This window comes from Dactylosporangium vinaceum (assembly GCF_019904175.1).
Taxonomy (GTDB): Bacteria; Actinomycetota; Actinomycetes; order Mycobacteriales; family Micromonosporaceae; genus Dactylosporangium; species Dactylosporangium vinaceum.
This window is the reverse complement of sequence record NZ_CP061913.1, coordinates 11,449,348-11,475,099: the sequence shown is the minus strand read 5'-3', so window position 1 is coordinate 11,475,099 and position 25,752 is coordinate 11,449,348. Positions and strand designations below refer to the sequence as shown.

The following is a 25,752-nucleotide window of genomic DNA, read 5'->3' as shown; positions in this document are numbered from 1 at the left end:
TCGCGCCTGCCACGCCCACCCTCGGCGCTCCCGCAACGAAGGAGCGTCACCAGTGTCCACTCTCGCCGCTCTGTCCGCCGCAGCAGCCGCCGGCGTGCTCGCCGGGCTGCTGCTCGCCGCAGTACCGCTGTGGCGGCTGCTCCGCGCCCTGCGCACCGCACGACACCAGGCTCACCACGACGACACCACCGGCCTGCCCAACCGGCGGGCGTTCCTCGCCGCCGTCGACGACGTCCAACGCGGCGGCCAGGCGTTCGGGCTGGTCCTGCTCGACCTCGACAAGTTCAAGCAGGTCAACGACGTGCACGGCCACGACGCCGGCAATGACCTGCTCACCGCAGTCGGACACCGGCTCGCTGGACAGCCCGACCCGGTCCGGCTGGCCGCTCGGCTTTCCGGCGACGAGTTCGCGCTGCTCGTCCGCGGCGACGCGGACGCCACCTACCGGGCCGCGCAGCTGGCGGCGACGGTCATCGCCGCCACACCGATCGCCCTGCAGAAGGGCGTCACCGTGGCCGTCTCCGCGAGCGTCGGCTACACCACCAACCGGCTCGGCGTGAGCACCCGCGACCTGCTCGGTGAGGCCGACACGGCGATGTACCGGGCCAAACGTGGAGCCAGACCCGTCTACCGCTACGAGCCGGTCACCGAGGCCACCGAACCACACGGCCGGTGCCGCGACCGCCGCTGACCCGCGAGCTCATCCACGCCACGTTCCCCGACCTCACGTTCCGAACCAACGTCTGGATCCGGGCCGCCGCCGAAGCCTCCACCGTCGTGGAGCCGGGCGGCGGCCCGCGCGTCCGAAGGAGCCCTTCCGACATGACCACGCTCTACTTCGACCTGCCCGCCGCGCTGCGGCTGGCCGAACACGCCGCCGCAGCAGCCGAGCACAGCCTGTCGTTCACCGAATCCGAGGACGGAGCCGCCTGCCCGGGTGCACTGCTGTGGGTCGCCGACCTGGGCGTCTACCTGATGTCCGGCGGCATCCCCGGCCTGCGTGTCGACCCGGCAGACGACACCAGCCGCCACGAGGTCGTCTACGCCGACGGGTGGGGCGAAGACGACCTGAACAGCGACGACCGGCACCACAGCGACCTCGGCGGCGACGACTTCGTCGAGCACCTGCACCTGCACGAGCACTACGGCGCCCGTGCCGCCGGCACCGGCTCCACCCTGCTGCAGGCCATGCGGGCTGCCGCCACCAGCGGCTACCGCTACCTCGTCATCGACGTGCCCAACGAAGACACCTTCACCCTTCGGCTGTCGCGCACCGGCCCCCAGTAGCCGACCCTCCGCCAGCCGCCCGGCCCCATAGCCCACCTGGAGCATCATGTTGACGCCCGACACCATCCGCGCGCTCACCAGCTGGCTGGTCAGCGCCGCCGATCCCTGCGCACCCACCGCGCCGCGGATCCCCGCAGCACGGCCCGACAGCATCGCGACGAGCGACCCCGCGGGCGGCACCACCGACATCGAGGACGGTGAGCCGCCCTACACGCTGCTGGTCCTGCACGACGGCGACGCGGTTGACGCGCCGCCCGGCACCCGCTGCCTCGCCGGGGTCGCGGTCGCGATCCACCCAGTGCTCGTCGGCAGCTACCGCCGCGGCCTGATCGACCTGCTGCCCGACCTCGCCGCAGCCCTCGCGCCGTCCGATCACGGCGCAGCGCTGCGGCCGGACGAACTGTCTGCGCTCATCCAACGCCGCGCCGCCGACAGGCTCACCGGCGTGTTCACCCCTCCACAGCCGGGCATGCGGCTGGTGGCCTGCGCCATCGCCTACGACGACGTCCACACCGACGTCGACCTCGGCGCGGCGGGCGGCAGCGACCCGATCCTGATGGTGCGACGCATCGACGCCGTCGACGTCGACGGCCGGGTGTACCAAGCCGTCCTCCTTCCGAGCGCGCACGCGACCGTCCTGGTCGACGACGAACCCGACCCGGTGGACACCCCGGCCACCTACGCCGGCCTCACCGCCCTGCTCGCCGCAGCCGTCGAACACACCACCGCGACACCCGCCATCGGCGGCTGACTTCCCCGCGCCGCAACGGCGCCGACCAACTGCCGCACCCACGCACAACGGCGGCCCTGTGCGCTGTGACCGCGACGACGACTTGACCTCCGTCGGAAGGCAAGCGTCGATCTGCGCGTCGCCGGCCAAAACACGTTATGCACCAACGCGTCCAGGTCCGCGAGGACCGCATCGCGATCCAGCACGAAGCGCCGAACTCCCGAACGACCGTCCGACTTCGACCCTGCCGCACCACCGGCGACACGCAGCCCGAAAGCCCGCTGCCGGTGGCGTGATGCCGCCGGCCGACCCCGGTCCGGAGGCGTCCGTTGTCCTTCCACCACGTCAACACCCTCACCGACTACGCCCGCACCGCCGTCGACCTGCGCATCCGCATGACCGAGGCCGCCGGCGGCAAGGTCGACCGCGCCTACCTGCAGGAACTGTTCGCGGGCCGCTTCGCCGCCGCCGACGCCCCCGGCAGCGACGACCCGCAGGCCGCGGTCGCCTCGGTCGTCGACGCCGTCGCCCGCGGCGCCAAGGCCGCCTGGAGCGTCGGGGAAAGCTTCGTCCTCGCCCCGGCGATGACCGCGGTCGTCGCCGCCGCCGGCGAAGCCCTCGACCTCACCGGCGACCTGCTCACCGCCGAGTCCGCCCCGTGCGACCACGGGGTGCTGTTCCTGCCCGAACCGATTTACCACCGCCGCCCGACCGGCGTGGTGGCCGCGATCGGGGCGATCACCTGGGCGTCGTTGAGCACCGTCAGCGGCGACCGGTTCTGGCTCATCTGCTCCTACAGCCCCGTCGATGACCCCGACGACCCGGCCGCCGCAGCAGTGCGCCGCGACCTCGCCCGTAACCAGCAGGTCCGCACCGGCCTCGGCCCGTACCTGCTCAACGACATCGCCCAACTGCCGGTCGCCCGGCCGGTCCCGGCCCCGCCGGACACAGCCCCCGTCGACGAGCACGACCTTGACTGGCAGAGCACCCCGGAAGGCCGGTACGTCATCACCGACGACGGGCGCCGCACAGACGTCGTCGCGTCCGTGCTGTACGCGTTCTGGCGCATCCAGGCCCAGCCGATCACCGTCGCACCGAAGACCCCCGCCGACCGGCCGGCCCGACGCCGCGCCATGCGGGCGTCGATCGTGCACGAGACGCGGGTGGTGATGCTGCGCCGCACCAGCCCCACCGTCGCACCGGCCGACGGCGAGGCGAAGTGGCACTACCGCGTGCGGTTCTTCGTCCGCGGTCACTGGCGCCGTCTGATCGACAAACAGGGCCAGCCGTACCGGGTGTGGGTCCAGACCCACATCAAAGGCCCCGACGGCGCGCCGCTGCTGCTCGGCGAGAAGGTCGCCGTCCTCGCCCGCTGAGCCCGGCACAGGCGGCTCGGACAACCCATCCAGACCCCAGTTCCCGCACCACCGCCACGGACCGGCACACCGCCGGTCCGTGGCGCAGCCATGCCCGCAACCAACCACGGCGTCGCCACCCGGCAGCGCCCACACCACCTCGAAGGAGACATCCCATGACCAGCGGTGACCGGCCCGACGGACACACCGAACCGGAACAGCCCGACACCAGCGCCACCGCCGACGCGATCGGCGCGGTCGGCGCCACCGTCGACATCCTCACCTACCCCATCTCGCCGGACTACGTGAAGTCCTGGACAGCGGTCCGCGCGCTGTGTGAGCTCATCGCCAACGCCCTCGACGAAGACCGCGACGCCACCATCGGATGGGCCGACGGGGTCCTCACCATCACCGACCAGGGCCCGGGCATCCCGGAGGAGGGCATGATCCTGGGCCACTCCACCAAGTCGGCGCAGCAGATCGGTCAGTTCGGTGAGGGCAAGAAACTCGCCTGCCTGGTCCTGGCCCGCAGCTCCGAGATCGGCGCGGTGCGCTGCGAGACCGTCGGCTACGGGTTCGTCCCGACCGTCGAGCGGCGCCGGCTGCTCGAGGGGCTGATCCCGTCGCGGTCCGGGCAGGGCGCGGAGGTCCTCGTCTACCACCTGCACCGCAACGACCGCGCCCACGGCACCGTCTTCACCGTCGAATGCCCGCAGGAGTTGGCGGACGAGGCGGTCGGACGGTTCCGGGCGCTGAGCGAACCCGGCTACCGGCCACCCGCGGCGCCGGGCGCCGCGGTGCTCACCGGCACACCGGGCCGGGTGTGGATCGGCGGTGTCCTCGTGTCCACCATGCCGGGCCTGCTCGCCTCCTACGACCTGCCGTTGGACGACAAAGGTCTGCAGAACAGGGACCGGACCGTCATCGAAGCCGGCGCACTGCGCGACGCGGTCCAAGCCATCCTGGGCGCCAGCGAGGATCAGGCGGTGGTCGACCGGTTCGCCACCCACGCCCTCGCCGGCGGGAAACTCCGCGAACCCGAGCAGTTCTTCGCCAGAGTCGAAGCCGCCCGGCCCCGCGCCGCATGGCGGACGTGGGGACGGACACACCTGCCGGCCAACGCGTTCTACGCCAGCGCCCGGCAGGAAGAGGCGGTGCTGGACCTGCAGGACATGGACTACATCCGCGTGACGGCCAGCGGCCTGCCGGCCTACCAGGAACACGTCCTCATGACGCTGCTCGGCGTCGAGGTCGCCCGGGTACGGCAGCAGCGGCACTACGAACGCAACCACGACAAGACCACCTGGATCCCGGACCGGGACCTCAACCCAGCCGAACGCGGCCTGCTCACCGCCGGCAAGGCACTGGTCTGCCGGGTGATCGGGCCGTTCGCCCTGGACCGGGTCCGCGTCTACAGCGACAGCGACGAGTCCCCCTGCTCGGACGGGTTCTACACCCCGCGCAACGGCGACGTCGCCGTCCATCGTGACGTCCTCACCGACCGGCACCGGACCCTGGCGGTGCTGTTCCACGAGGCGGCCCACCGGGTCCGGCACCGCGGCGGCGGCCGGTGGATCCCCAGCCAGGACTACAGCGACCGCAGCCGCGGCTTCGAGCACATGCTCACCGAGTTCGGCGGGCTGCTGCTCGCCCTGCTGGCCGACGTCGCCGACGGCGGCGCCCTGCCCGAGCCGGCCATGCCATCCCCGCCGGTCGGCTCCGGGCGGCGGGTCCGGCTGACCTCCGCGGATGACCCGGCCGTGCCGGTCAGCCGCCGGGAGCTGGCGCACCTGCTCACCGACCGGCTGCCGGACGCCCTGACCGCCGGCGGGTTCACCGACGAGCGCGACCTGGTCGCCTCCACCGCGGTCCGCACCGTGTACTGGAACCTCCTCATCCGCCCAAGAGCAGCCGGGTTCCGCCGCAACCAGGGCGTGAGCACCGCCTGGGACTACGAGAAGGTCGCGCTGCTCGCCGAAGCGGTCGGCGTGCACCCGCCGGTGGTGTGGCTGGCGTCCAACCTGTGCGAAGGGCCGCTGCACGGCCGCCGCCGCGACCAGTGGGGCCGGCCCGGCCGGTGGGCGAAGCAGGTCCGCGACCACGTCGAGCGCGCCTGCGCCGACCTGCAGGCCCTCGGCGGTGCCTACGCCACGCAGATCCCCGCGCTGCAGGCCCTCGCCGCCGGCACGACACCCGCCCCGATGGGCGACGACAGCTGGCAGGCACCCGCCCGCGCGTTGATCGCCCTCGAGCGGCAACGCCTGCACCTCGACCACGACGAGCAGACCGACTGACCGCACCCAACCAACCAACCAACCAGGTTCCGCACCGCCGCACGACAACTGCGCGGTCCAGGCGTCGAGGGTCACGGCCGATGCCGCCGCGACTGCAGCGCCCGCGGAGCCGGACCACCGCACAGCCTGCTGTCCAGGCAGGCCCCGACTTCCGCGCACCCGGGCCGCGCACCAGCGGCCCGGGTGCACCGCCACGTCCCCGCGCCGGCTCGTCCGGGCCGCGGGCACCCGATCCCATCCCGTTCCGCGCCGGCGATCCGCCGGCCATCCCCAGTGGAGGAACTGATGCAGTACGAACCCGGCCAGCGCGTCGCGCTGGTCCACACCAGCGACCCGCACACCGAACTGCGCCCCGGCGACGAGGGCACCGTCCGCCGCTACGACGCCGGCCAGCGTCGTGTCGACGTCACCTGGGACAGCGGCTCCACCCTGTCCATGCTGCTCGACGACGGCGACGCCATCACCGCTGTCCCCACCGCTGTCTCCGCCGACCAGGCTGACCCGGACATCCCTGCCCAACCGGCAGACCCCGCCACTCCTGGCGGCGACGTCTGGCCCAGTCTGTTGGACGCTGTGCGAACGGTCGGCATCGCCGACGGGACGTCGGCCGCCGAATGGTGGCTGCAGGACGCGATCGGCGGACGCGCCAGCGGCGACACCGCCGCATCGGCCCGTCGGATCCTCGACGGCATCGACGACGAGGACGCCGCGGTCCTCGACACCTTTCCCGCCGCGGACGCCAACTGGCTCGGCACCAGCACCATCCGGCATCACCTCGCAGACGAGCTCGGTCGGTCCACATCGCTGACGGGCGAGCAGTGGCGGCAGGCGCAAGACGCCTACTGCGACGGGTACGCCACCGCGGTCACCGACATCATCGCCGCCGCGTGCCGGCGCCGGCTGCACCCGACGGGAGACGACCGGGACCTGTCGCACCTGCACCCGGACCACGTCACGTTCGGCAGTGTCGGGGTGTTCTCCGGCGACTGGAACGACGCCGGCGTCATGGCGGCCCATCCGCTGACCGCCGGCTACGTCGGCACCCTCATCGACCGGTGGAACGGCTGGGCCGTGTTCGGCTGCACCAAAGATGTCGCGGAGGCGATCGTCGCCGACCAGCAGCAGGTCCGCGACGCCTACCGCGCCGAACTCGCCGCGGCCGGCGTGCCGCAGACGGACCTGGACCGGCAGACCGACGAGGCGTACACGCGGCTGTGGTGGGACGGCGACGTCATCGTCGCGGACTCCACCACCCGCCAGGACGACCCGACTGCGTTCGAACGGATCGCACCGGACGAGCAGGGCCGGTACGTGGTGATGGGCTGGTCGTGGACCTGGGAGGCCGTCGACCCGTACGACTGCGCTCGCATCGTCGGGGACCTGCCCGACGGGGACGCGAGCCAGGAATGGATCCTGCTCACCCACGCCCCCTCCACCCGGGTCGGACCGCAGCCGTACACGATCGGCGGCCTGGCCGGCACCGGCCCAGGCAAAGGGCTCGCCGGGCAGCTGCGCCACGGCGCGGAACGGGTCGCCACGGTCGTCGAGATCAGCGTGTTCACCAACGCCGCTGCGGCGGCCCAGCTGACCGCGACGACCGCTGGATTCGACGCCGAGGGTTGGCGGGCGTTCGTGGCGGCGGCGCGCCACTGCGGCGAACCGATGACCGAGGCCGCGGTCCTCGACGCCCTCGCCGAGGAGACGCTGCTCGCCGCGGAGACGGCCGAGGCGGTCGCCGCCGGAGGCACGCTGGCCCGGCTCCTCGACGACACCGGCACGATCCTGCACCTCGAGCGGATTCACCCCGCGCCGGGCACGCCGGAGACGTACCTCGCTCTGCAGGACCGGCTGCGTGCGTCCCGCCGAGACCCGCGCGGGGTGACCTGGCAGTACTGGAACGGCCGGTCGTGGCGGCACCTGACCAATGCCGCAGACACCGACCAGCCACCCACCGGCGGCGGCGCCGCCACCACCTGATCAGCGGGCCCCGCGGCCCGCCCACCGATCTCCGGCGGCCAGCCGGACTGATGCCCGACGACCGCGTCACCGCCTTGGCGGCGGCGCGGTCGTCGCCATGTCCACGCGACCCCTTTTCCGACTGTCACGTTCCGATCCACGGAGGACCTCGTCATGTCAGCCCACGGCCGCAGTGACACCCGAACGCCCGCGTCGTATCGCACGACCCGCCCGGCCACCTACCGCACCACCAACCCGGCCTGGGAAGCCGGCACCGCGGCGGGCCCGTCCGTGCACAGCACCGCCGGCCGGTACGGCGCACCACCCCGCGTCGTCGCGCCGACCCCGGACCTCGTCCCCGCACAGCACGACCACGATCACGGCGCCGCTGCTTGGGCCGGCCGCCCGCTGTCAGCCGAGCCGCGCCGGACGGTGCGGGCGCAGTACGTCGACAGCGACTGCCTGATCGGGGTGCGCGACCTGGACCGGCCTGGCCTGCTGCAGGCCCGCAGCGTCGACGCCGGCGGGCACCCGCGCGTCATGCTGCCCGTCCTGCGCCGGCTCTGGACCGCCGCCGGCCGCGACACCGTCCGCCTCGCCGCGCGACTGCTCGCCCACGACTGGCACTACCTCGACCCGGGCATCCCGGCCATCTCCGCCGCTGCGTCGGCGTCGCCGACCGCAGCCAGGGTCGCCGCGGGCGGTGATCAGCCGGTCGTCCACGGACGACGGGTCATCGCCGGTGTCGGGATCACCCACACCCCGTTCGGCCTCGACACCACGGACACCACGGACACCTCGGCCGGCGGCGACCCGGTCGGCAGCGACCCGGTGATGGTCGTGCCGCTGGCGCATCTCGACCTGCTCGACGCGGCGTGGCTGTACCTGCTCGACCCGGCCGGCGACAGCGTCGCCGTCCACAGCGGCGACGGCGGCCTCGTCAGCCACCACCTCCTCAACACCTGAACCGCCAACCGCAACCCGAAGCCGTACCGCGCGGCGCCCAGCACCGGCTGGATCGCCAACCCCGGCAACCCCAACGCGCTGGGCGCTGCGCTCGCCTTCCCGTGCCATCACCGAAAGGGCAAACCCCTGATGCACCGCCGAGTCCGTAATCTCCACGTCCATCTCCCCGTCGGCTCGCACTGCGGTGCGCCGGCCGCCGGCCACGTCACCGGCCCCAGCCAACCGCGAGCCCGCGGGCGCGTCGCCTGCCGATCCCGTGCGCGGATGCGCACCGGCGGACCACCGGCCACCTCGGGGCCGTCATGACCGGCCGCGTGCTCGCGTTCGCCGCCGCGCTCGTCTGCGGCATCGTCCTTGCCTGTGCCGGGCTGGCCGGTGTGGTGTTCACCGGCGGCAGCGCCTCGGCGAACTGCGCCCCGGTGCAGCCAGCGAGCCAGCCTGCCGGCCAGCCGGCACCGTCCGCGCCGAGCGGGCCGTTCCCGGCGGTCGGCCCGTGGGACAGCACCCAGGTCGGCAACGCCGCCACCATCATCTCCGTCGGCGTGCAGCGGCAGCTGCCGGCCCGAGCCTGGGTGATCGCCATCGCGACCGCCATGCAGGAATCGAGCCTGCACAACACGTCCGGCGGGGACCGGGACTCGGTCGGGCTGTTCCAGCAACGCCCCTCGCAAGGCTGGGGCACCGTCGAACAGCTCATGGACCCCGTCTACGCGGCCGGGAAGTTCTACGACAAGCTCGTCACGATCCCCAACTGGCAGACCCTGCCATTGACCGAGGCCGCCCAGGCCGTACAGATCAGCGCCCTGCCCGACGCGTACGCACGGTGGGAACCCGACGCGGTCACCATCGTGCAGACCCTCACCGGGCTCACCGGGGGCCTTGCCGCCTGCGGCATCACCATCAGCGCGGAAGGCTGGACCCAGCCGGTCAAGGCCAAACCCGGCTCCGGGTTCCGCACCGCGGACCGGCCGACGCACGACGGTGTCGACCTGATGGCCAACCGCGGCACCCCGATCCACGCCGCGTCCGCCGGCACCGTCAGCCGGGTGCGGTGCAACGCCACCGACGTGCGCACCGGGCAGCCATGGGGCTGCGACCGCGACGGCGACCCCGACCTCACCCGCGGCTGCGGCTGGTACGTCGACATCGATCACCCCGGCGGCGTGGTCACCCGGTACTGCCACATGCTCACCCACCCGATGGTCGCCGAAGGCCAACCGGTCGCCGTCGGCCAGGTCATCGGCGTCGTCGGCACCTCCGGGCACTCGTCCGGACCGCACCTGCACTACGAGGTCCATGTGACGACTGACGGTAGCCACGACCACAGCTCCGCCAGTGCCAAGGACCCGGTGTGGTGGCAAGCCGCTGTCGGCGCCCCACTCGGCCTGGAGCCGACCACATCCCCTTGAGCCGCAAGTACTTCCGCGCCAATCGGCCGGAGTGACTTGATGCCACGCGGGCCGCCAAGCGTCGATCGACACGGTTGGCGCCGCCCGCCTGCCGTTCACCCACAGTAACCGCCGGTCGGGGTGCTGCGGCATCCCCGAACCGGCACGAAAGGAGTACCCGTTGACGATCCACCACCCCGACAGCGCGCGCACCGAACCTCGGACCGGACCTCGGCCTCGCCCTCGGACCGGGCGTCCGACGACGCTGCGCCACGCCGTCACCGCCGTCCTGACCCGGCTGGAAGGCCAACTCGCCCCGCACGGTTGGGACCAGCCGCCGGCGCTGCTCGGGATCTTCCACCGTCCGCGGCTGCAGCAGGCCTCGCCCGGTGCATCCGCCATCCTGCGTCCCCGCGGTGCGGACGTGCCGATGGGTCGGATGGTTGAGGTCGACACCACCCTGGTCACGGCGCAGACCTGGCACCGACCCGACCCCGCCGCACCTGCGGTCAACCTGCACCCGCTCGACGTGCTGCTCGGTCTGCCCGACGAACTCACCGCACCCGCCATGCGGCCCTGGCTGCGCGAATGGCTGCACCGCGACGGCCGCCGACTTGTCGGGTTCGGGCTGTGCTTCGAGGGCTGGCAGCGCGGGATCCGGCCCGGCGACCGGCACCGCGACCTCACCGCTGATCTCGCCGCCGACCTGCCCGGGCAACGCACCGAGGTCCGCGTCATCGCCGCCCTGGACAGCCACGGCCACACCTGGGAACTCATCCGCCGCCGCGGCGCCCCCGGCCCCGAGATCAACACCGGCGATCGCACCGGCCGGCGCATCGCCGCAAACGGCGTCCTGACCGCACTGCACCGCCTCAACCAGCTCGCCGACGGCCACTGACCCCGGCCCGGGCCACGACACCCACCACAACCCAGGCCGCCAGGGCTTCCGCCGGCCTCAACCCCTTCACAAGGAGGACCAGCTGATGTCCACATCCTGCCTACTGGGCAGCCCACACCCGGACGGGCGCACCGTCACCGTCGTGCCAGTATCCGCCGGGCACTCACCCGAGCAGATGCTGCCGCTGCTGCGCGAAGTCCACTCCGTCGCGTTCGACGGCGAGACCACGTCAATGGTCCAGCGGCTGCTCACCCACGGCTGGCTACAGCTCGGCATCGACGTGCCGACCAGCGCCACCGCCGAGGCGACGTTCGCCGGCGCCCTCACCCACACCCCGCTCGGCGTCGTCTACGCCGATCCGCCGGCACCGTTCCACGTCCGGCTCGGCGAGCCGTTGCAAGCCGGGACGGCGCAGTGGCTGTACCTGCTCGACGCGCGCGACGACACGGTCGTGGTGTACGAGGCGACCGTCCACGGCCGCTGGCTGCGCCACAGCCACCACCCGCTGCGCCTGACCCGGCCCGAACCGCTCCCCGCGACGATCGCCACCACCGGCGACGCCGCCACCGCCCGGCACGTCCACCGATGGCGGTCGGCCTGGGTGTCCCTCGACGGCTGGTCCGCTGCCTGGGACGCCCAGATCTGCACCGTCGAGTACCACCGGGGCGTCATCGTCGCCCGCCTGGACGCCGGCACCCTCGCCGGGGTCGTCGCCGACACCGACGCCTGGTACGCCGAGCGGCGGCCCGGCTCCGGACTGCCGCAGCTGCGCCTGGACGGCGCCCGGTTGACGGTGACCTGGTTTGCCGGTACCGGCCATCCCCAGCAGCACACCATCGCCGCGGACACCGATTCTGGCGCTGAGGCGGACACGGGCGGCCGGTTCGTCGTGGGCCCGCACATCCTGCCGTGGATTCTCGCCGGTGAACCGAACCCCGGCGCCGACGCGCGGCACCTGCGCAACGGCACCCCACCGATCGTGGAGTGGGCCACCGAGGCCGCCCTGCACGCCTGCCACCCCACCCTGCAGCGCTACCCGCTGCCGGTCCTCGCCGCGGCGCTGCGCGCGCTCAGCACCGGGGTCAGCGGCGGGATCGGCGGCCGGATCGGCGTCCTCGCCCCCACCGACGGCGTCACCAGCCACCACGTGTGGCTGCTCACCGACGGCCACGCCCTGCTCGTCACCCCGATCAGCCACGACCCCGACGCCGGCACCGTCATCCTGCCGCGCCCTCTCGCCGGCAGTTGGACCGACGACCCGCCGGTGCCGGTGTTCACCGCCGGCCAGCTCGCCGCCTTCTGCCGGCCGAACCCGGCGGCCCGCTGACAATCCCAGCGGCCGAGCCGCCCAACCGTCGACGTGTCCCGGACCTTCCCGGACTCCGTCACCGGCACCAGCGACCAGTCAAACGCGCTCGATAAGGAGTCATCCGTCATGCACAACGGAGCCTATGTCGGCCGGCCCGATCCGACCGACCCAACCATGCTGCACCTGCGCCGCATCGACGCGGACGCGGCACCCGAGACCGTCGTTCCCGCGATCCACGCCATCCGGCAGCGCACCTTCGCCGGCGACGCCGCCGCGACCGCGGCCGCGCTGCTCGAGCACCACTGGACCCGCCTCGACGCCGCCACCACCGCCGAGCGCACCTGCGCCGCCGGTGACACGCCGGTCGCCGGGGTCGGCACCATCCGCGGCGAGGACGACGTCGAGCCGCCCACCACACTGTCGGTCACCCGGCTGGGGGAGCTCCCCGCCCGGTGGGTCTACCTGATCGACCCGTTTGCGGACACCCTCGCCGTGCTGTCCACCGACGGACCTGCCCACCTGCTGTCCACCGGATTGTTCCCCCGTCTGACGGCGGACCCGGCAACGACCGGGCAGCTGTCGCCGGACGCCGTCGACACCACCGCCTCACCGGCGGCTGCCACCGCGCCGCCGTGTACCTGCCGACAGCGGGCCGAAGCCGCGGAGGCACGCCTCGCCGAAATCGAGGCCCAGGCAGCACACGTCCGCCAGCACGTCCGCGACGGCGTCGCCGCCGGCAACTTCGACCTCGACGTCACCAACGATCTGCTCGAACGGCTCGGACTGGAGCCGCTGCCGCGGTACTGGACGGTCAACCTCCTCGTCGCGATGACCGTGACCGTCCCCGCCACCGACAGCGACGACGCGGTCGACACCGCACGGGACCTGGTCGAGAACTTCCTCGACGACGCCGACATCGTCGACGGATACGACGTCAACGACGTCGACACACCGATCGCGGGCGGCCTGGCCGACGAACCGCCAGCCGTTCCCACCCTCCGACCTGCCCGCCGACCCGGAAGCCGACCGGACATGGCGTGACCGCCCCGGCGGCACCATCCCGCGGTCACAACCCGGCGACCAAGACGCTCATCAAACGCTGACCAGACGCTGCAGCGGTCCGCATCCGCGACGGCGTCGCCTGCCTGAACATCTCCCCGCCGTGCCTGGCTGCCGCTCGCCCAGGCGGGCGCAGCCAGGCCGGCCCACCGGAAAGCGAGCACCACGCATGTTCCGACGTCTCTGGTTCGACCTGTACGCCACGGTGCTGCACGCCGAACACGCCCTCACCCGTGCCGAGGACACCCACACCCAGCCCGGTGTGCTCCAACCGGCGCTCGTCCTGCGGGACGGTCCTAGCCCGTTGCTGGCCAGCAACGGCATCCCGATGCTGGCGGCGACTCCGCCGGTAGCGGCGACCCACATCGACAACCCGACCGCCGAGCACCCCGTCGCCGAGCACCCCGTCGCCACCGATCGCACGGCAGCCGGCACGAGCGGCACCGCTACAGACGGCGCCGTTGACACGGCAACCGCGGATGCCGCGGGCGCCCCCACCACCCCAACTGCGGTCCGGATGCTCCGGCTGCCGCTGCAGGCGCGAACGGCGCTGACCGTCGAGCCGCTGCGCGACGTGCTGCGCCGCGCCGCGCACGCCGGACACGCATGGTTCACCATCGACATCGACAACGTCGGGCTGGGCGCCGTCACCACCCGAGCCGTGCGGGACAGTGCGCCGCCCGCGTCAGCGACCTGGCGCGACGCGATCATCTCGCACGGCCCTCAGGGCCCGGACCAGAGCAGGTACCGGGGCCAGACCTGCCCCGGCTACCAGGTGCACGGCGGCGCACCCGCCCGGTTCAGTACCGAAGTCATGTACCAGCTGCTGGCCGACACGCTGTGCAGCCATCGCCTGCACCGGATGGTCACCACCGTGTTCGAGGACGGTCGGCCGTGGCTGGTCGACGACCTCGGCGAACGAAGGCCGGTCACTGCCGACGCCGACGGCTGGTGGCCGATCGCCCACCCGCAGCTGCCCTGGACAGCGTCACTGTGCGCCGACGACGGCTGGAGCGGCGCGGAGTCGGTGTTCGAACCGTACGGCGCCGACGGAACCGGCCTGCGCTGCGGCATGTGCGGCGCCGTTGGCGAGGTCGACTTCTGGGAGATGCCGTCGATGGTCGGCTACGGCCTCGACACCGCGATCACCTGCACGGTCTGCGGCTCGTGGGACGGCTCCGACCCGATGTTCGGCCAGCGGGCCCACCCCAAACCCTGGCCGCCGCAGCCCGGCGCCTCCACCCCCGGCGCGAGGCCGAGCGGGCAGGAGCCGTCGGCGTGATCGACGACGACTACACCCTCGACGAGGGCCGGGACTGGATGCCCGACGGCTGGTGGCGCCTCGACGGGCGGATCCCGCTGACCGTGCGCCAGCAGCGCAGCGACATCCCGGATCTGCCGCTGGTGGCGTTCGGCCCGCAGTTCTCCGGCGGGGTCCTGTCGGTGTACGGGGCCCGGTACCTCGACCTCGGTCACTTCACCCGCTGGGACGCCACGAGGCCCTGGCAGACCACGGCCGAGCGGACAGCGTTCGACACCCTCCGCGCCGCGCATCCGGACACGTTCACCACCGTCGTCGGCGGCGACGGGCCCACCGCGGTATGGCTGGCCCTGCGCCTGACCCGGCTCACCGACCCGGTCACCGACACCCTCCTCGCCGTGCACGACCGCACCTGTCCTGCCGGAGTCCACCTCTGGGTCGACCCGACCCATTGAACCGTCACCGGCCGCGCCGCGCGCCGGCGCCCAGCTGGGGCTTGGGCGAGGCGACGGCCGCGTGGCGCCACCACCCGAACCACGACCACGACCAGAACTTGAAGGGAAACGTGCCATGCGGCACCACCACGACCGGCGCGATGACGCCGACACCTGCGACTCCATCGACCCCAACACCGGCGACGAACTCAGCTACGAGCAGCTCATTGAGGCGCTCGTGAGCCGGCTGCTCAGCGACGACACGCTCGAGCAGCTCTGCGTCGACGCCGACCTGCCCGTGCTGGTCGACGACACCGGCGAGCCGGTGACCGTCACCGCGCGTACCTACCCCGACGCCGGTGTGCTGACCCTCGACCGCGGCATCTGGTTGGAGATGTCCGACGGCAGCGCCTTCGGCCTGACCGTCACCGTCTCCCGCCGCCCCTCCATCGAGGTGCACCTGCGCCACTAGCCCGTGTCCGCCGACCCGGACCTGCTGATCCACCGCCTGCCGCACCCCGCGTGAGGTGGGCAACCGCCAGCAGCGAGGGGCAACCCGACGGCGCCGAACCGCACGAGCGGCCTGGACCTGCGGGGCAGGCCGAGCCCCCGCTGTTGCACGCACCACCGGGTGTGGTCACCCGCCGTCCGCTCCAAGCCAACCCGGCCAAGGACGGCACGGCGAACACCACACCCGTCTCCGCTGCGCGGATCCATCCGCCCGCGCATCCGGAGACGGGTGCGCGGGCCTCCTTCTCCTGCGAATCGAGGCACGCCATGACCACACCAACCCCGAGCCCGGCCACGCCGGAACCACCAACGGCACCGGCCGCCGACGCTGCCGAGCCCGCCGCAGCTCCCGCGGCCGACCCGAGCTCCGAGCCGACAGGAAGCCGGCCCGGCTACCTGTACCCCCTGGTCGCCATGTACCTGGTCGAGCACCCCGACGAGTTCCACCAACCGGGCGCGATCAAGAACGCCCTCGGTGTCCCGTCGTCCGGCGCGGTGTCCGAGGTGCTCAAAAAGATGACCGCTGCCGGCCACGCCACCCACGAGACCGGTCCGCACCGGTTCCGGATCACCCAGGCCGGCATCGACGCCGCCGGTACCATGCCGCCCTCCGCGCCCCGCGTCGCCACCGGCGGCGGAAGCGGGGCAGGCCGGTCCGGGCGGCGCGGGCCGGTCACCCGCCCCAACGGCGAGCAGTACTTCCCCCGCAAACTGGCCGGCGCCACCGACGTGGACGTGCTGCGCCGGCTGCGGGACAAGCGGATCCCGGTGCTGCTGTACGGACCGCCCGGCACCGGCAAGACAGCCATGGTCGAGGCCGCCTTCTCGGACCTGCTCACCATCACCGGCACCGGCGACACCGTCGTGGAGGACTTCCTCGGCAACTTCATCCCGCTGCCCGACGGCGGGTACGAGTTCGTCTACGGCCCGCTCGTGCAGGCGATGCGCCAAGGCCGGGCGCTGCTCATCGACGACGCCACCCTCATCCCGCCCAAGGTCCTCGCCGTGCTGTACCCGGCGATGGACGGCCGCCGCGTCATCCACATCCCCGGCTACCGCAACGAACGCGCCGAAGCCGTCGACGGGTTCTACGTCATCGCCGGGCATAACCCCGGCGTCCACGGCGCCGTCCTCACCGAGGCCCTCGCGAGCCGCTTCGACGTGCACATCGAAGTCACCACCGACTGGGACCTCGCCAAGCACCTCGGCGTCCCCGCTGCGGCGATCATCGCCGCTGTCGCCCTCAACGCCGACGCCGAGGCCGGGAAGGTCACCTGGGCGCCGCAACTGCGCGAGCTGCTCGGCTTCACCCGCGTCCGCAAGACCCTCGGCCTGCCCACCGCCGTGGCCAACCTCGCCGGCCGCGCCCCGCTCGACGACCGTCCCGCCGTCATCGCCGCCCTGACCGCCGCGTTCGGCACCCCGGTCGCGCCACTGACCCTCGGCAAACAGCGCTGAGGCGAACCAACGAGACCACCAACACCAGCATCGAAGGAGGAACCACAGTGCCACATCCCAGCAGCCATGTGCGCCCAGCCGGACTCGCCGAGACTCACCCGGATTGGGCCGAGTGGGACCAGGCATGGACCCGTGAAGCCGTGAAACTGACCGGTCGGACCGACCTGACCGTCGTCGTCGCCCCCGGCGCCGGCGGCGGCGCACCGGCCTGCTTCTACCCGCACTTCCGCCGGATCGAGGTCGACGCCGCCCACATCGGCGCCCCCGACATCGCCAACCCGCGCCGCGCCGCACACAAGAAGCTCGTCCCCACCGGCTACGGCGCCCTCGTCCACGAAGCCGGCCACGCCGCCCACAGCCTCTGGACGGCGCCGCCCGGCACCCCGCCCGTCGTCGCCGACATCGCCATGGTGCTCGAGGAGTCGAGGGCCGAAGGGCGCCAACGCGCCCGCCGCCGCGGCGACCGGCGCTGGCTGCGGCACATGGTCAACGTCCTGGTCAACGAGGACGACGCCCCGGTCGACGACCCCTGGCACGCCGCCTACGCCGCCGGGCTGCTGCTGGCCCGCGTCGATGCGCGCATCCTCACCGCCAAGGACGTCAAAGCCGTCCGCGCTGCGGTCACCGGCATCCTCGGCCGCACACGGCTGGCGCAGCTGCGCGAGATCTGGCGGGAAGCCCACGCCGTCGCCGACACCGACGCCGAAACGATGATCGAGCTGGCGTGGCGATGGTGCCGGCTGCTCGGCATCGACCCCGCCGCCCAGCCGGCGACCCCGGTCGCGGACGACGGTGCATTCGCCGGGGCACTCGCCGCCGCGATCGGCGGGATCCTCGCCGCAGCGGCCGGGCTCACCCCGGCCGCCTACACCGAGCAGCGCATCGCCGAACGTCACGGCGCCCCGGCCTCATGGACGCTGCGGGACCCGACCACCGAGGAACGGCAGGCGGCCAACGCGCTCGCCGCCCGGCTCCGCACGGCGCGGACCAGCAGCGTCGAACCGGGCACCCGCCCGTCGGCGATCCCGCCCGGGCGGCTGCGGGCCCGCGCCGCGATCACCGCCGACGCCCAACGCGCCGCCGGGCAGCTGCCCACCGCCCAGCCGTGGCAGCAACGGGCCACCCTGCCACCGCACAAACCGAAGCTGCACCTCGCCGTCCTCGTCGACGTGTCCGCCTCGATGTGGGCATTCGCCGAGCCGATGTCCTCGGCGGCGTGGATCCTCGCCAACGCTGCCCGACGCACCGACGCCACCGTCACCACCCTCGCCTTCGGCGAAGCGGTGACGCTGCTCGTCCCGCCACACCACAAGCCCGCCCAGGTCCAGCAGATGCAGGCCGACGACGGCTACGAACGGTTCACCGAGGCGGTCAAACTCGCCGACCAGCTGCTCAGCCTGCGCCACCGCAGCACCGTGCGGATGCTCGCCGTGGTCTCCGACGGCCGGTTCGTCCAGGGCACCGAGCCCGCGCAACGCCTCATCACCACCCTGCACCGCAGCGGATGCGCGGTGCTGTGGCTGCACCCCAACGACAGCGACGGCTGCCACACCTACACCCACACCACGACCGTCGCCGTCACCAACCCGGTCACGGCGATCAACGTCATCGCCGACGCCGCCGTCACCGCCCTCACCACGGCGTAACAGCGACCCAGACGACAGGAGCAGCAACCCCAATGTCAGCAACCGATCCACGGATCGCGGGCTGGGCGGGACAGATCCTCACCGCCGTCGACGACAGCATCGCCGAAGGCATCCTGCCCGCCACCGTGCGGTCCTTCACCGACCTGCACGACCACTGCGACGCCAACGACTTCCTCATCGACGCCGGCGTCCCGTACGACGGCACCGAAGCCACCATCGAGCTCACCGTCGCCGTCCAGGACGCCGTCACCGCCGCGCTGCGCGCACCCGGCCGCCCCTGGTGCACGCACGGCACCTGCCGCTTCCCGGGCCACGACCACACCACCACCCAGGCCGACGACGGCACCGACCTGGACACTCCGGCGCCGATGCGCTGCACCGACTGCGGCCAACCCGCCCACTACGACACCCGGCTCGGCGACTACCGCCACGACAACCCAGCCGCACCGGACTGCTTCCTCATCCACGCAACCAGGCGCTGACACCGCCCGGAACCCGGCCCCGTCCACGAACCCCATCGGCCAGAGCCGGCTGGGTCAGCGATCCGTGAGGACACGAGCCGGCACCGGTGACCTGAACAACCACCACTGTTGATCTGCGCCGCAGCGCTGCCCCGGCTGCGGCCGGGGCAGCGCTGCGCGCCCGACTCCAGAACCTGGAGCACACGCATGCCCGAACACACCGACCCGCTGCGATTCCCGCTGCAGCACCACCTCGACGCCCACACCACATCGGCCGGCTGGCACATCGGGCCCGACGCCCTGGACCCCACCGATCCCAGGCTCGGTTCCCTCGTCACCACGCTCATCGAAGCCACCGCCCGCTCCGCCGCCGCCACCCACCTCTGGCACCTCCTCGACGCGCCCCTGTCGTTCCTGCTCGAAGTCATCGGCGACGGCCCGATCGACAACCACGAAGGAGACCTGCTGCAGCTGCTCACGCTGCTGCAACTGCGCGGACGGATGCGCGAGCAGCGCGAGGAGGCAGCCGCAGATGTCAGCGACGCCTGCGAGGCTCTCCACGCCGTCGGCATGACCACACCCGTCACCGCCGACATCACCTGGCACAGCGGCGGCCAGGCAGACCGCCGCACTGCGGTGCTCGCCGCGCTCGTCGACGCCGAATTCCTCGCCGAACTCACCGAACACCGCGCCGCCCGCCGCTACCAGGCCGTCGTCGCTGGCGACACCGTCCACGCCGACCTCGCCGTAGACGGCAGCTTCACGCTGCACAGCACCGGCCACGACGGCAGCCCGCCATGGCACATCACCGCCTCCGGCAGCACCCCCGCCCGGTTCCTTGCCGCGCTCATCCGCGCCTGCACCACCCCCGACGCCGACCCGCGCATACCGGCGTCGACGCCCGCGCACCCCGGCGACGGCCCGACCGCCGCCAGCACCCACACCGCTGAACAGACCGAGACGACAGGAGAACACCCGCATGGGCACCTGGGCCTTTGAAACCTACGCCGACGGCGAAGACGCCAGCACCGCGTTCAACACCGCCCGCAGCGACGCCGCGTTCGAGCACGGCCACGGCGGCTACAGCGGCACCATCGCCGAGAAGGACTCCTACGTCGTCATCACCTACACGATCACCGATCTCGACGAGGCGGAACGACTCGCCGGGACGCTCATGGAGAACGACGACCCGCGCATCGCCGACAAGTGGGGACCGGCCGGCGCGATCCCCGTCCGCCAGCCCACCCGCACCGTCCGCGTCGACGACCTCACCGGCAGCGGCACCAGCTATCTCCTCGACCCAGCCGAACTGGACCGCATCACCGGCATCGCCCGTACCCGCGGCCTGATCACCCCCGGCGAGACCGTCACCGCCGGGCACCTGATCACCGCCACCCGCAACCGTGCCGGCCGACGGCCCGGCTACACCGGCGGCGTCGCCGAACTCACCGTGCGCCGCAGCCCCGCCGACCTGCAGGCCCAGACCCGGCCCGACGGATGGCTGTTCTTCGGCCTGGCGAGCTGCTGAACCACAAGTGCCCGGCACCGCGACCGCCACGCACGCAACCCGCCCTACAGGCGCACCGGGCAGGGACGGTGCGGTGCCGGCAACTTGACCTCACCGCGCAGCCAAGCGTGCATGCATCCGCCCCGGAGCTCACCCGGGGCCACCGGCACGCACGCATCGAAGGAGCCACTCATGCGCTACGGCACCGGCACCAGCATCGACGCTGGATCGCCGTTCGACACCGACAACCACGCCTGGCAGCGGTTCACCACCGTCGCCGCCGACCACTTCGACGTGGTCACCTGGACCCGCCCCGACGATCGGCCCGTCATGGTCAGCCTCGTCGACCTGCACACCGGCGACACGTTCACCGTCGCCGTCCTCGACTCCCTGGAAGTCCGCGACCCGCATGTGCTGCTCGCGCTGTCCACCACCGGCGAACTCACCGTCCACGGCCCGGCCGATGGCGTCGCCGCCGTCACCGACTACGGCACGCACCTCGCCGTCACCGGCACCGCGCTCCAGGCCACCGGAACCGTGCCGCTGCACGCCCCGGCCAGCGCCGATCTACCCGAGACCGCCTGGATCGACCTGCCCCCGAACCCCGTCACGGCCGCGGCCTACGACGGCGACGGCGCCCGCGCCGTCGCGCTTGTGCTCATCGACCGCGAACGAGACCGGCTCGCCGTCATCGGCCCGTTCCCCAACCGCGACACGGCCGAGCGGTGGCGGCCCACCAGCGGGACCGTGGAACAGCACGTCGTCGCGCTCCAGCCGATCCCACCCGCGACGCCGACGCTGCCATGACCACCGCGACCGCCGCGGCCTCGATCGCACCACCGGCCGCGCTGCGGCCGGTGGTCGCCGTCGACGTCGACGGTGTGCTCAACCCGGACGTCCCCGCCGTCGCGGCTGCCGCCGGCTACCAGCCGCACCACTACACCGGCCCCGGCCCGGACGGGCAGCACACCGAAGGCACCGTGTGGCTGCATCCCGACCACGGCAACTGGCTGACCGAACTCGTCACCGCCGGAGCCGAACTCGTCTGGTGCACCAGCTGGCGGCACCTCGCCGCCACCTGGATCGCGGCACGGCTCGGCCTGCCAACCGACCTCGCCGTCATCGACGTCACCGCCGCCGGCGTCCGCTGGGGCCACCAACACAAACTGTTCGACCTCTACCAAGCCGTCGGCGACCGTCCGGTCGCCGTACTCGACGACGCGTTCGGCGGCAAGGACCCCGACCATGCCGAATACCGCACCCGCCGCGGCGCGCCGACCCTGCTCGTGCCGGTCAACCCGCGTACCGGCCTACGCCGCTCGGACATCGACACCGTCCGCGTGTGGCTGCACCGGTTGCCCGGTCCAGACGGGCGGCGACGCCCTGCCACCAGCTGATCCGCACCGCTTGCGCGGCCGTCCTCGCACCAGCGGGACGGCCGCGCTGCCGTGTGGTACCTCTCCAGGAGTCATCATGACGTCCGTGCCCGAACCCGATGACGGACCGCCGCCGCTCAGCGTCGGCGACCCCGTCCTCGGCAAGTCCCGCCTGCTCGCCCGGCAGTGCGGCACCTGCATCTTCCATCCCGGCAACCGCATGCACCTCGCCCCCGGCCGGCTCAAGCAGATTGTCGACGAAGCGGTCACCGAAGGCAGCTACGTGATCTGCCACGCGACACTCCCGTACGGCGAGCATCCCGAGGTGCAGCCGGCGATTTGCCGCGGCTTCGCCGACCGCTACACCACCTGGCGGCTGCAGGTGATCGCCCGCCTGTTCGGCTTCGTCGAAGTGCCCCCACCCGGCGAGCCGGCCAGCACGACGACCGAGAACAGCGCCGACTGAGCCACTGGAAGCCGGCCGCCGAACAGCCACCACATCCGCGATGACTTGACCTGCGAGGGAAAGTCGAGCGTCGATCGGCATAGCCGCCCGGCCGGTACCGGCACCAGCGACCGGCGATGGACGGCTGCCCAGCTCATCGGACCAACATCGGGGAGTCGACGCCATGCCCTCCATGCTCGCCATCGCAGCCCGCATCCGCCCGTCCGCCAACGTGGCCGTCCCGGACGACGTCACCGACGTGCTGCTGTGGCAGCTGGCGTTCGACGTCGCCGTCGAACACCAGCGCGGCCCGGACGGCGACTGCGCCAACCTGCGCTGCGCCGGCCAACGTGGACCCTGTGACGCCGCAGTCCAGGCGCAGCGAGCACTGCGCGCCGCGCGGCGACCCACGGCAGCGCATCGGCCAGCCCTGCCGCAGACCACCCAGGCCACCGCGTCCCCGCCCACGGTGGTCCCGAACCCACACCCCGGCCGGGCCATCGGCCAAGCCGCCGTTCCTCCGCCGAACGCCGGACGGTTCACCGGCTGGTTCACCCAAACCGCTACCGCGGCAGTCAACCGGTGGCGCACCCAACTCCCCAGACGCGTACCCGGCGAAGCACTCGCCGCCGCTTGACCCGACGCCGCTCGGACTGTGAACCAGAGCCCCGATCCTCCGTCCGGCCGCGTCGCCTCTTGCCCACGGCGCCGCGGCCGTCCGTTTGCCATCCAGCGCATTCATCCCACGCCCGCGAGATCGATCGGACCGGACCGCAACGCGGGGCAACCTATGATCGCGCCAACTGTGAAGGAGACTTGCACCATGCCTGGCCTCGAAGACTTCGTGCGCCGCCAGACCGAGATCATCCAACGGGTCGGATGGGCAGTGATGCACATCCTGCCCACCGAGGACGACGCCGACACCGTCGCCCCCTACTCCTACACCGTCGGACTAACAGCCCGAATCGCACCGGAGTTCGTCATCACCGGTCTGCACCCCGACACCGCCCAGCACCTGCTCAACGAGATAGCCGGAAGGGTCCACCACGGCGCGGGCACCATCGCCCACAACACCCGCGTGGCCGATCTCATCGCCGGGTTCGACGCCGTCATCATCGACGGCACCCCCACCGACCAGATCATCCCCAGCGCCGCGATCGCTCGGTACGGCGCCGACCAGGTCCGGCTGCAACAGGTCGTTTGGCCCGACCCGAACGGCCGGTTGCCGTGGGAACCTGGCTACAGCCTCGGGCTCGACAGTCAGCCACTGATCGGGACCTGCTAACCGGCCTACGAGATCATCGAGTCGAGCAACGCTGCCAGCCGCCGGCAGATCTCCAGCATGAACGGCAACGGACGGCAGGACGACGACACCCGATGAGGCGACGGATGCCGATCCGGCGCCTCATCGGTACAGAGTAAGAAGTTGAAGCTCTTTTTCGTTGCCACGCCAGCAATGTCGATCTACCTGCTGCGGCTCGACACGCGCCCCCACCCGCACCACATACCCGTCCAACGCCGCCGCCGTCGTCGGGTCGGACTACGAGGTGCTGAAGGTGTTGCTGAGCCTGTGTCTCAGAGTTGGAGTCGTTCCGCCAGCCATGTGTCGTCGAGCCAAAGCCAGTCCAAGGGTTGCGGTTGCAGGCATTCGTTCATCTCGGCCACTGGCACGAGTCGCGTGCTTGCGCCGGCGACCGGGACGGTGAAGCGGACTTCGGCACCGGTGAAGGCGACGGTGGGACGTTGCTCGGGAAGCGTTACCAATGCGAGGTGCGTACGGCCGTCGGTGCCCCATGGGAGGTGTCCCCGCCGGAAAACCTGGTAGTTGTATCCGTGGCGGCGGGCGGCACCGTTGGTTGGCGTGAGCAGCTTCGCGTCTACGAGCAGGTGCCCGTCGTCGGAAGTGACGAGTACATCGTGGCCGCGCGTTCGGCCACCGCGCCATGTCACGTCTCCGCCGGCGGCTTCAAGACGTAGGGCGGCGATGTATTCGGCGGCTGCGGATCGGATGGCGGTGAGTGCGGACGGCTGAATGGTGGCCATCGGTGCCTCCCTTGTCGGACGCGTGTGTGGCTAGTCGTCAGTGGCTGCGTCAAGCAAGGCGATCGCCCGGCGGAGCAGGTCTTTGGCCTCGGTGATCATGTCGGCGGGGCTGCGGTCCTGTTCCGGGATCTTGACAACGAACGCGCCAACACCGCTGACGGTGCGAAGCACCCCCTCGCCGACGAGCATTTGCTGGGCGCGGCGAATGGTGTTCAGCGACCGCACTCCGTACCGGACCTGCAGCTCTGAGATGGATGGGATGGCTGAGTCGATGCTCCACTCGCCAGCGGCGATGCTGGTGCGCAACTTTCGGTAGACGGTCAGGTACGCGGGCTGGGCTGTATCCGCCATGCTCCGAGGATATCACACACCTCCACAGGGCTGAGTTAGCTGGAGGGCTGAGTCCTGACCGCGGATTCTCCGCCGACCTCGGCCTTGAGCCTGCCGCCAGGAGCCGAATGCTCCCTGTGACCCGGTGTTTGCACCCGCAAGGGGAAGTGGGAAGTTCGGCGTCGTGGCGTTTGTGCCGACGGGCTGATTGCCGGCGGCTCGGGCAGAGCGGAGATCGGGTGCGTCGGCGCGCTTCTGTGACGGCGGGCCCTCGCTGGGAGCGGTTGAGATGCACCGTCACGACAAGCGGCTAACGGCTGCTGCTCGATCCTGGGCGCCCGAGCCATCGTTGGCTGGCTGGCAACCTTGGACGCCCAGGTCGCAACTCTGCCACTGACAACCGCAACTGCGGAACCTACAGCAACCGTGCCCCATGCCGTGTCCGGTCCAGCGCTGCGCAAGTCAGCGTGGCGGTGGGGGATGACCTGCGTTGGTACGACGACCGGTTACCCATACCACCCGCTGCCCGGCCTCCGCTTACGCGACGCTTTTCAGCTTTGCGCCGGTGGACAACTCCATACGAGCGGAACGCGGACCATGACCCGCGCATGGTCGGCAGCCCGCCCACCAACCGACATTAGCCAACGGCAGAGAGCCGACGGAATTCACGATGAGCCCTGCGCTTGGCGGTCATGGCTGACCTCGTCTTCTGACCAGAGGCCGAGCTCCTCGACGAATCGAATCACCAGAGGCAACGCGCGTTCGCCGGCTGGTGTCAGGGCGTAAGACTGCCCTCGTCTGCTCGGCTTGCGAACCAGTCCATGATCAACTAGGCGCTGCAATGCGATGTTGAACGACGTCGGGTGCGCGACGTTGACCGATCGTTGGAGATCGTTGAAGCCTTTCGGCTTGTCCGCTAGTGACGCCAAGATCTCCATCGTCCAGCGGTGGGCTAGAAACTCGAGAGCGCCGTAGATCGCGCCGTAGTCCACCCATGCCTCCCCCCGTCGGCATCCCGTATGTCGATGTCCCCCGGGGG

28 protein-coding genes are annotated in these 25,752 nt (G+C 72.0%); 24 read left to right on the top strand and 4 right to left on the bottom strand.

Going from position 1 to position 25,752, the window contains the following annotated elements; genetic code table 11:
- Window positions 1-52: 52 nt before the first annotated feature.
- The 24 genes from Dvina_RS51660 (at window position 53) to Dvina_RS51545 (ending at window position 23,625) form a co-directional block, all read left to right on the top strand.
- Window positions 53-691: a GGDEF domain-containing protein gene (locus Dvina_RS51660; RefSeq protein ID WP_223099549.1), complete on the top strand. Its 639-nt coding sequence runs from the start codon at window positions 53-55 to the stop codon at window positions 689-691.
- Window positions 673-1,287, top strand: a complete 615-nt coding sequence (locus Dvina_RS51655) for a DUF3085 domain-containing protein (RefSeq protein ID WP_223099548.1) — start codon at window positions 673-675, stop codon at window positions 1,285-1,287. The genes Dvina_RS51660 and Dvina_RS51655 overlap by 19 nt, the downstream gene beginning before the upstream one ends.
- Window positions 1,288-1,333: 46 nt before the next feature.
- Window positions 1,334-2,038: a hypothetical protein gene (locus Dvina_RS51650; protein WP_223099547.1), complete on the top strand. Its 705-nt coding sequence runs from the start codon at window positions 1,334-1,336 to the stop codon at window positions 2,036-2,038.
- Window positions 2,039-2,346: 308 nt separating this feature from the next.
- A complete protein-coding gene (locus Dvina_RS51645; protein ID WP_223099546.1) occupies window positions 2,347-3,393 on the top strand; it encodes a hypothetical protein in 1,047 nt (348 codons plus the stop codon).
- A gap of 155 nt (window positions 3,394-3,548) precedes the next feature.
- Window positions 3,549-5,666 carry an ATP-binding protein gene (locus Dvina_RS51640; RefSeq protein ID WP_223099545.1) on the top strand — a complete coding sequence of 706 codons (2,118 nt, stop codon included), beginning with the start codon at window positions 3,549-3,551 and terminating at the stop codon, window positions 5,664-5,666.
- A gap of 285 nt (window positions 5,667-5,951) precedes the next feature.
- The gene (locus Dvina_RS51635) at window positions 5,952-7,643 is read left to right on the top strand and encodes a DUF4314 domain-containing protein (RefSeq protein ID WP_223099544.1); all 1,692 of its coding nucleotides are present in this window, start codon (window positions 5,952-5,954) and stop codon (window positions 7,641-7,643) included.
- A gap of 153 nt (window positions 7,644-7,796) precedes the next feature.
- On the top strand, window positions 7,797-8,588 hold the full coding sequence (locus tag Dvina_RS51630; protein ID WP_223099543.1) for a hypothetical protein: 792 nt from the start codon (window positions 7,797-7,799) through the stop codon (window positions 8,586-8,588).
- 302 nt (window positions 8,589-8,890) lie between these two features.
- Window positions 8,891-9,997, top strand: a complete 1,107-nt coding sequence (locus tag Dvina_RS51625) for a M23 family metallopeptidase (protein ID WP_223099542.1) — start codon at window positions 8,891-8,893, stop codon at window positions 9,995-9,997.
- Between the two features lie 409 nt (window positions 9,998-10,406).
- Entirely contained in the window at window positions 10,407-10,874 is a 468-nt protein-coding gene (locus Dvina_RS51620) for a hypothetical protein (protein WP_223099541.1), read from the top strand.
- Window positions 10,875-11,016: 142 nt separating this feature from the next.
- On the top strand, window positions 11,017-12,201 hold the full coding sequence (locus Dvina_RS51615; protein ID WP_223099540.1) for a hypothetical protein: 1,185 nt from the start codon (window positions 11,017-11,019) through the stop codon (window positions 12,199-12,201).
- Window positions 12,202-12,309: 108 nt separating this feature from the next.
- On the top strand, window positions 12,310-13,224 hold the full coding sequence (locus Dvina_RS51610) for a hypothetical protein (protein WP_223099539.1): 915 nt from the start codon (window positions 12,310-12,312) through the stop codon (window positions 13,222-13,224).
- 187 nt (window positions 13,225-13,411) lie between these two features.
- Window positions 13,412-14,524 carry a hypothetical protein gene (locus Dvina_RS51605; protein ID WP_223099538.1) on the top strand — a complete coding sequence of 371 codons (1,113 nt, stop codon included), beginning with the start codon at window positions 13,412-13,414 and terminating at the stop codon, window positions 14,522-14,524.
- A complete protein-coding gene (locus Dvina_RS51600; RefSeq protein ID WP_223099537.1) occupies window positions 14,521-14,958 on the top strand; it encodes a hypothetical protein in 438 nt (145 codons plus the stop codon). The genes Dvina_RS51605 and Dvina_RS51600 overlap by 4 nt, the downstream gene beginning before the upstream one ends.
- Before the next feature lie 115 nt (window positions 14,959-15,073).
- On the top strand, window positions 15,074-15,409 hold the full coding sequence (locus tag Dvina_RS51595) for a hypothetical protein (RefSeq protein ID WP_223099536.1): 336 nt from the start codon (window positions 15,074-15,076) through the stop codon (window positions 15,407-15,409).
- A 305-nt stretch (window positions 15,410-15,714) separates the two neighbouring features.
- Complete coding sequence (locus tag Dvina_RS51590) at window positions 15,715-16,905, top strand: AAA family ATPase (protein WP_223099535.1); 1,191 nt, start codon at window positions 15,715-15,717, stop codon at window positions 16,903-16,905.
- Window positions 16,906-17,045: 140 nt separating this feature from the next.
- Window positions 17,046-18,551, top strand: a complete 1,506-nt coding sequence (locus Dvina_RS51585) for a VWA domain-containing protein (protein ID WP_246655869.1) — start codon at window positions 17,046-17,048, stop codon at window positions 18,549-18,551.
- 32 nt (window positions 18,552-18,583) lie between these two features.
- Window positions 18,584-19,033, top strand: a complete 450-nt coding sequence (locus tag Dvina_RS51580; RefSeq protein ID WP_223099533.1) for a hypothetical protein — start codon at window positions 18,584-18,586, stop codon at window positions 19,031-19,033.
- A 186-nt stretch (window positions 19,034-19,219) separates the two neighbouring features.
- Complete coding sequence (locus tag Dvina_RS51575; RefSeq protein ID WP_223099532.1) at window positions 19,220-20,011, top strand: hypothetical protein; 792 nt, start codon at window positions 19,220-19,222, stop codon at window positions 20,009-20,011.
- Window positions 19,992-20,540 (top strand): hypothetical protein, encoded by a 549-nt coding sequence (locus Dvina_RS51570; protein WP_223099531.1) that lies wholly within the window; start codon window positions 19,992-19,994, stop codon window positions 20,538-20,540. The genes Dvina_RS51575 and Dvina_RS51570 overlap by 20 nt, the downstream gene beginning before the upstream one ends.
- Window positions 20,541-20,711: 171 nt before the next feature.
- Complete coding sequence (locus tag Dvina_RS51565; RefSeq protein WP_223099530.1) at window positions 20,712-21,326, top strand: hypothetical protein; 615 nt, start codon at window positions 20,712-20,714, stop codon at window positions 21,324-21,326.
- Window positions 21,323-21,916 (top strand): HAD domain-containing protein, encoded by a 594-nt coding sequence (locus Dvina_RS51560; protein WP_223099529.1) that lies wholly within the window; start codon window positions 21,323-21,325, stop codon window positions 21,914-21,916. The genes Dvina_RS51565 and Dvina_RS51560 overlap by 4 nt, the downstream gene beginning before the upstream one ends.
- Window positions 21,917-21,992: 76 nt before the next feature.
- Window positions 21,993-22,361 carry a hypothetical protein gene (locus tag Dvina_RS51555; RefSeq protein WP_223099528.1) on the top strand — a complete coding sequence of 123 codons (369 nt, stop codon included), beginning with the start codon at window positions 21,993-21,995 and terminating at the stop codon, window positions 22,359-22,361.
- 172 nt (window positions 22,362-22,533) lie between these two features.
- Entirely contained in the window at window positions 22,534-22,977 is a 444-nt protein-coding gene (locus Dvina_RS51550; protein WP_223099527.1) for a hypothetical protein, read from the top strand.
- A gap of 186 nt (window positions 22,978-23,163) precedes the next feature.
- Window positions 23,164-23,625, top strand: a complete 462-nt coding sequence (locus tag Dvina_RS51545; protein WP_223099526.1) for a DUF4262 domain-containing protein — start codon at window positions 23,164-23,166, stop codon at window positions 23,623-23,625.
- A 5-nt stretch (window positions 23,626-23,630) separates the two neighbouring features.
- On the opposite strand, the gene Dvina_RS51540 is transcribed toward Dvina_RS51545, so the two are convergent.
- From Dvina_RS51540 to Dvina_RS51525, 4 genes are all read right to left on the bottom strand, one after another.
- On the bottom strand, window positions 23,631-23,789 hold the full coding sequence (locus Dvina_RS51540) for a hypothetical protein (protein WP_223099525.1): 159 nt from the start codon (window positions 23,787-23,789) through the stop codon (window positions 23,631-23,633).
- A gap of 126 nt (window positions 23,790-23,915) precedes the next feature.
- Entirely contained in the window at window positions 23,916-24,383 is a 468-nt protein-coding gene (locus Dvina_RS51535; protein WP_223099524.1) for a hypothetical protein, read from the bottom strand.
- Window positions 24,384-24,413: 30 nt separating this feature from the next.
- The gene (locus Dvina_RS51530; RefSeq protein WP_223099523.1) at window positions 24,414-24,734 is read right to left on the bottom strand and encodes a GntR family transcriptional regulator; all 321 of its coding nucleotides are present in this window, start codon (window positions 24,732-24,734) and stop codon (window positions 24,414-24,416) included.
- Window positions 24,735-25,378: 644 nt separating this feature from the next.
- The gene (locus Dvina_RS51525) at window positions 25,379-25,705 is read right to left on the bottom strand and encodes a winged helix-turn-helix transcriptional regulator (protein WP_223099521.1); all 327 of its coding nucleotides are present in this window, start codon (window positions 25,703-25,705) and stop codon (window positions 25,379-25,381) included.
- Window positions 25,706-25,752 lie beyond the last annotated feature (47 nt).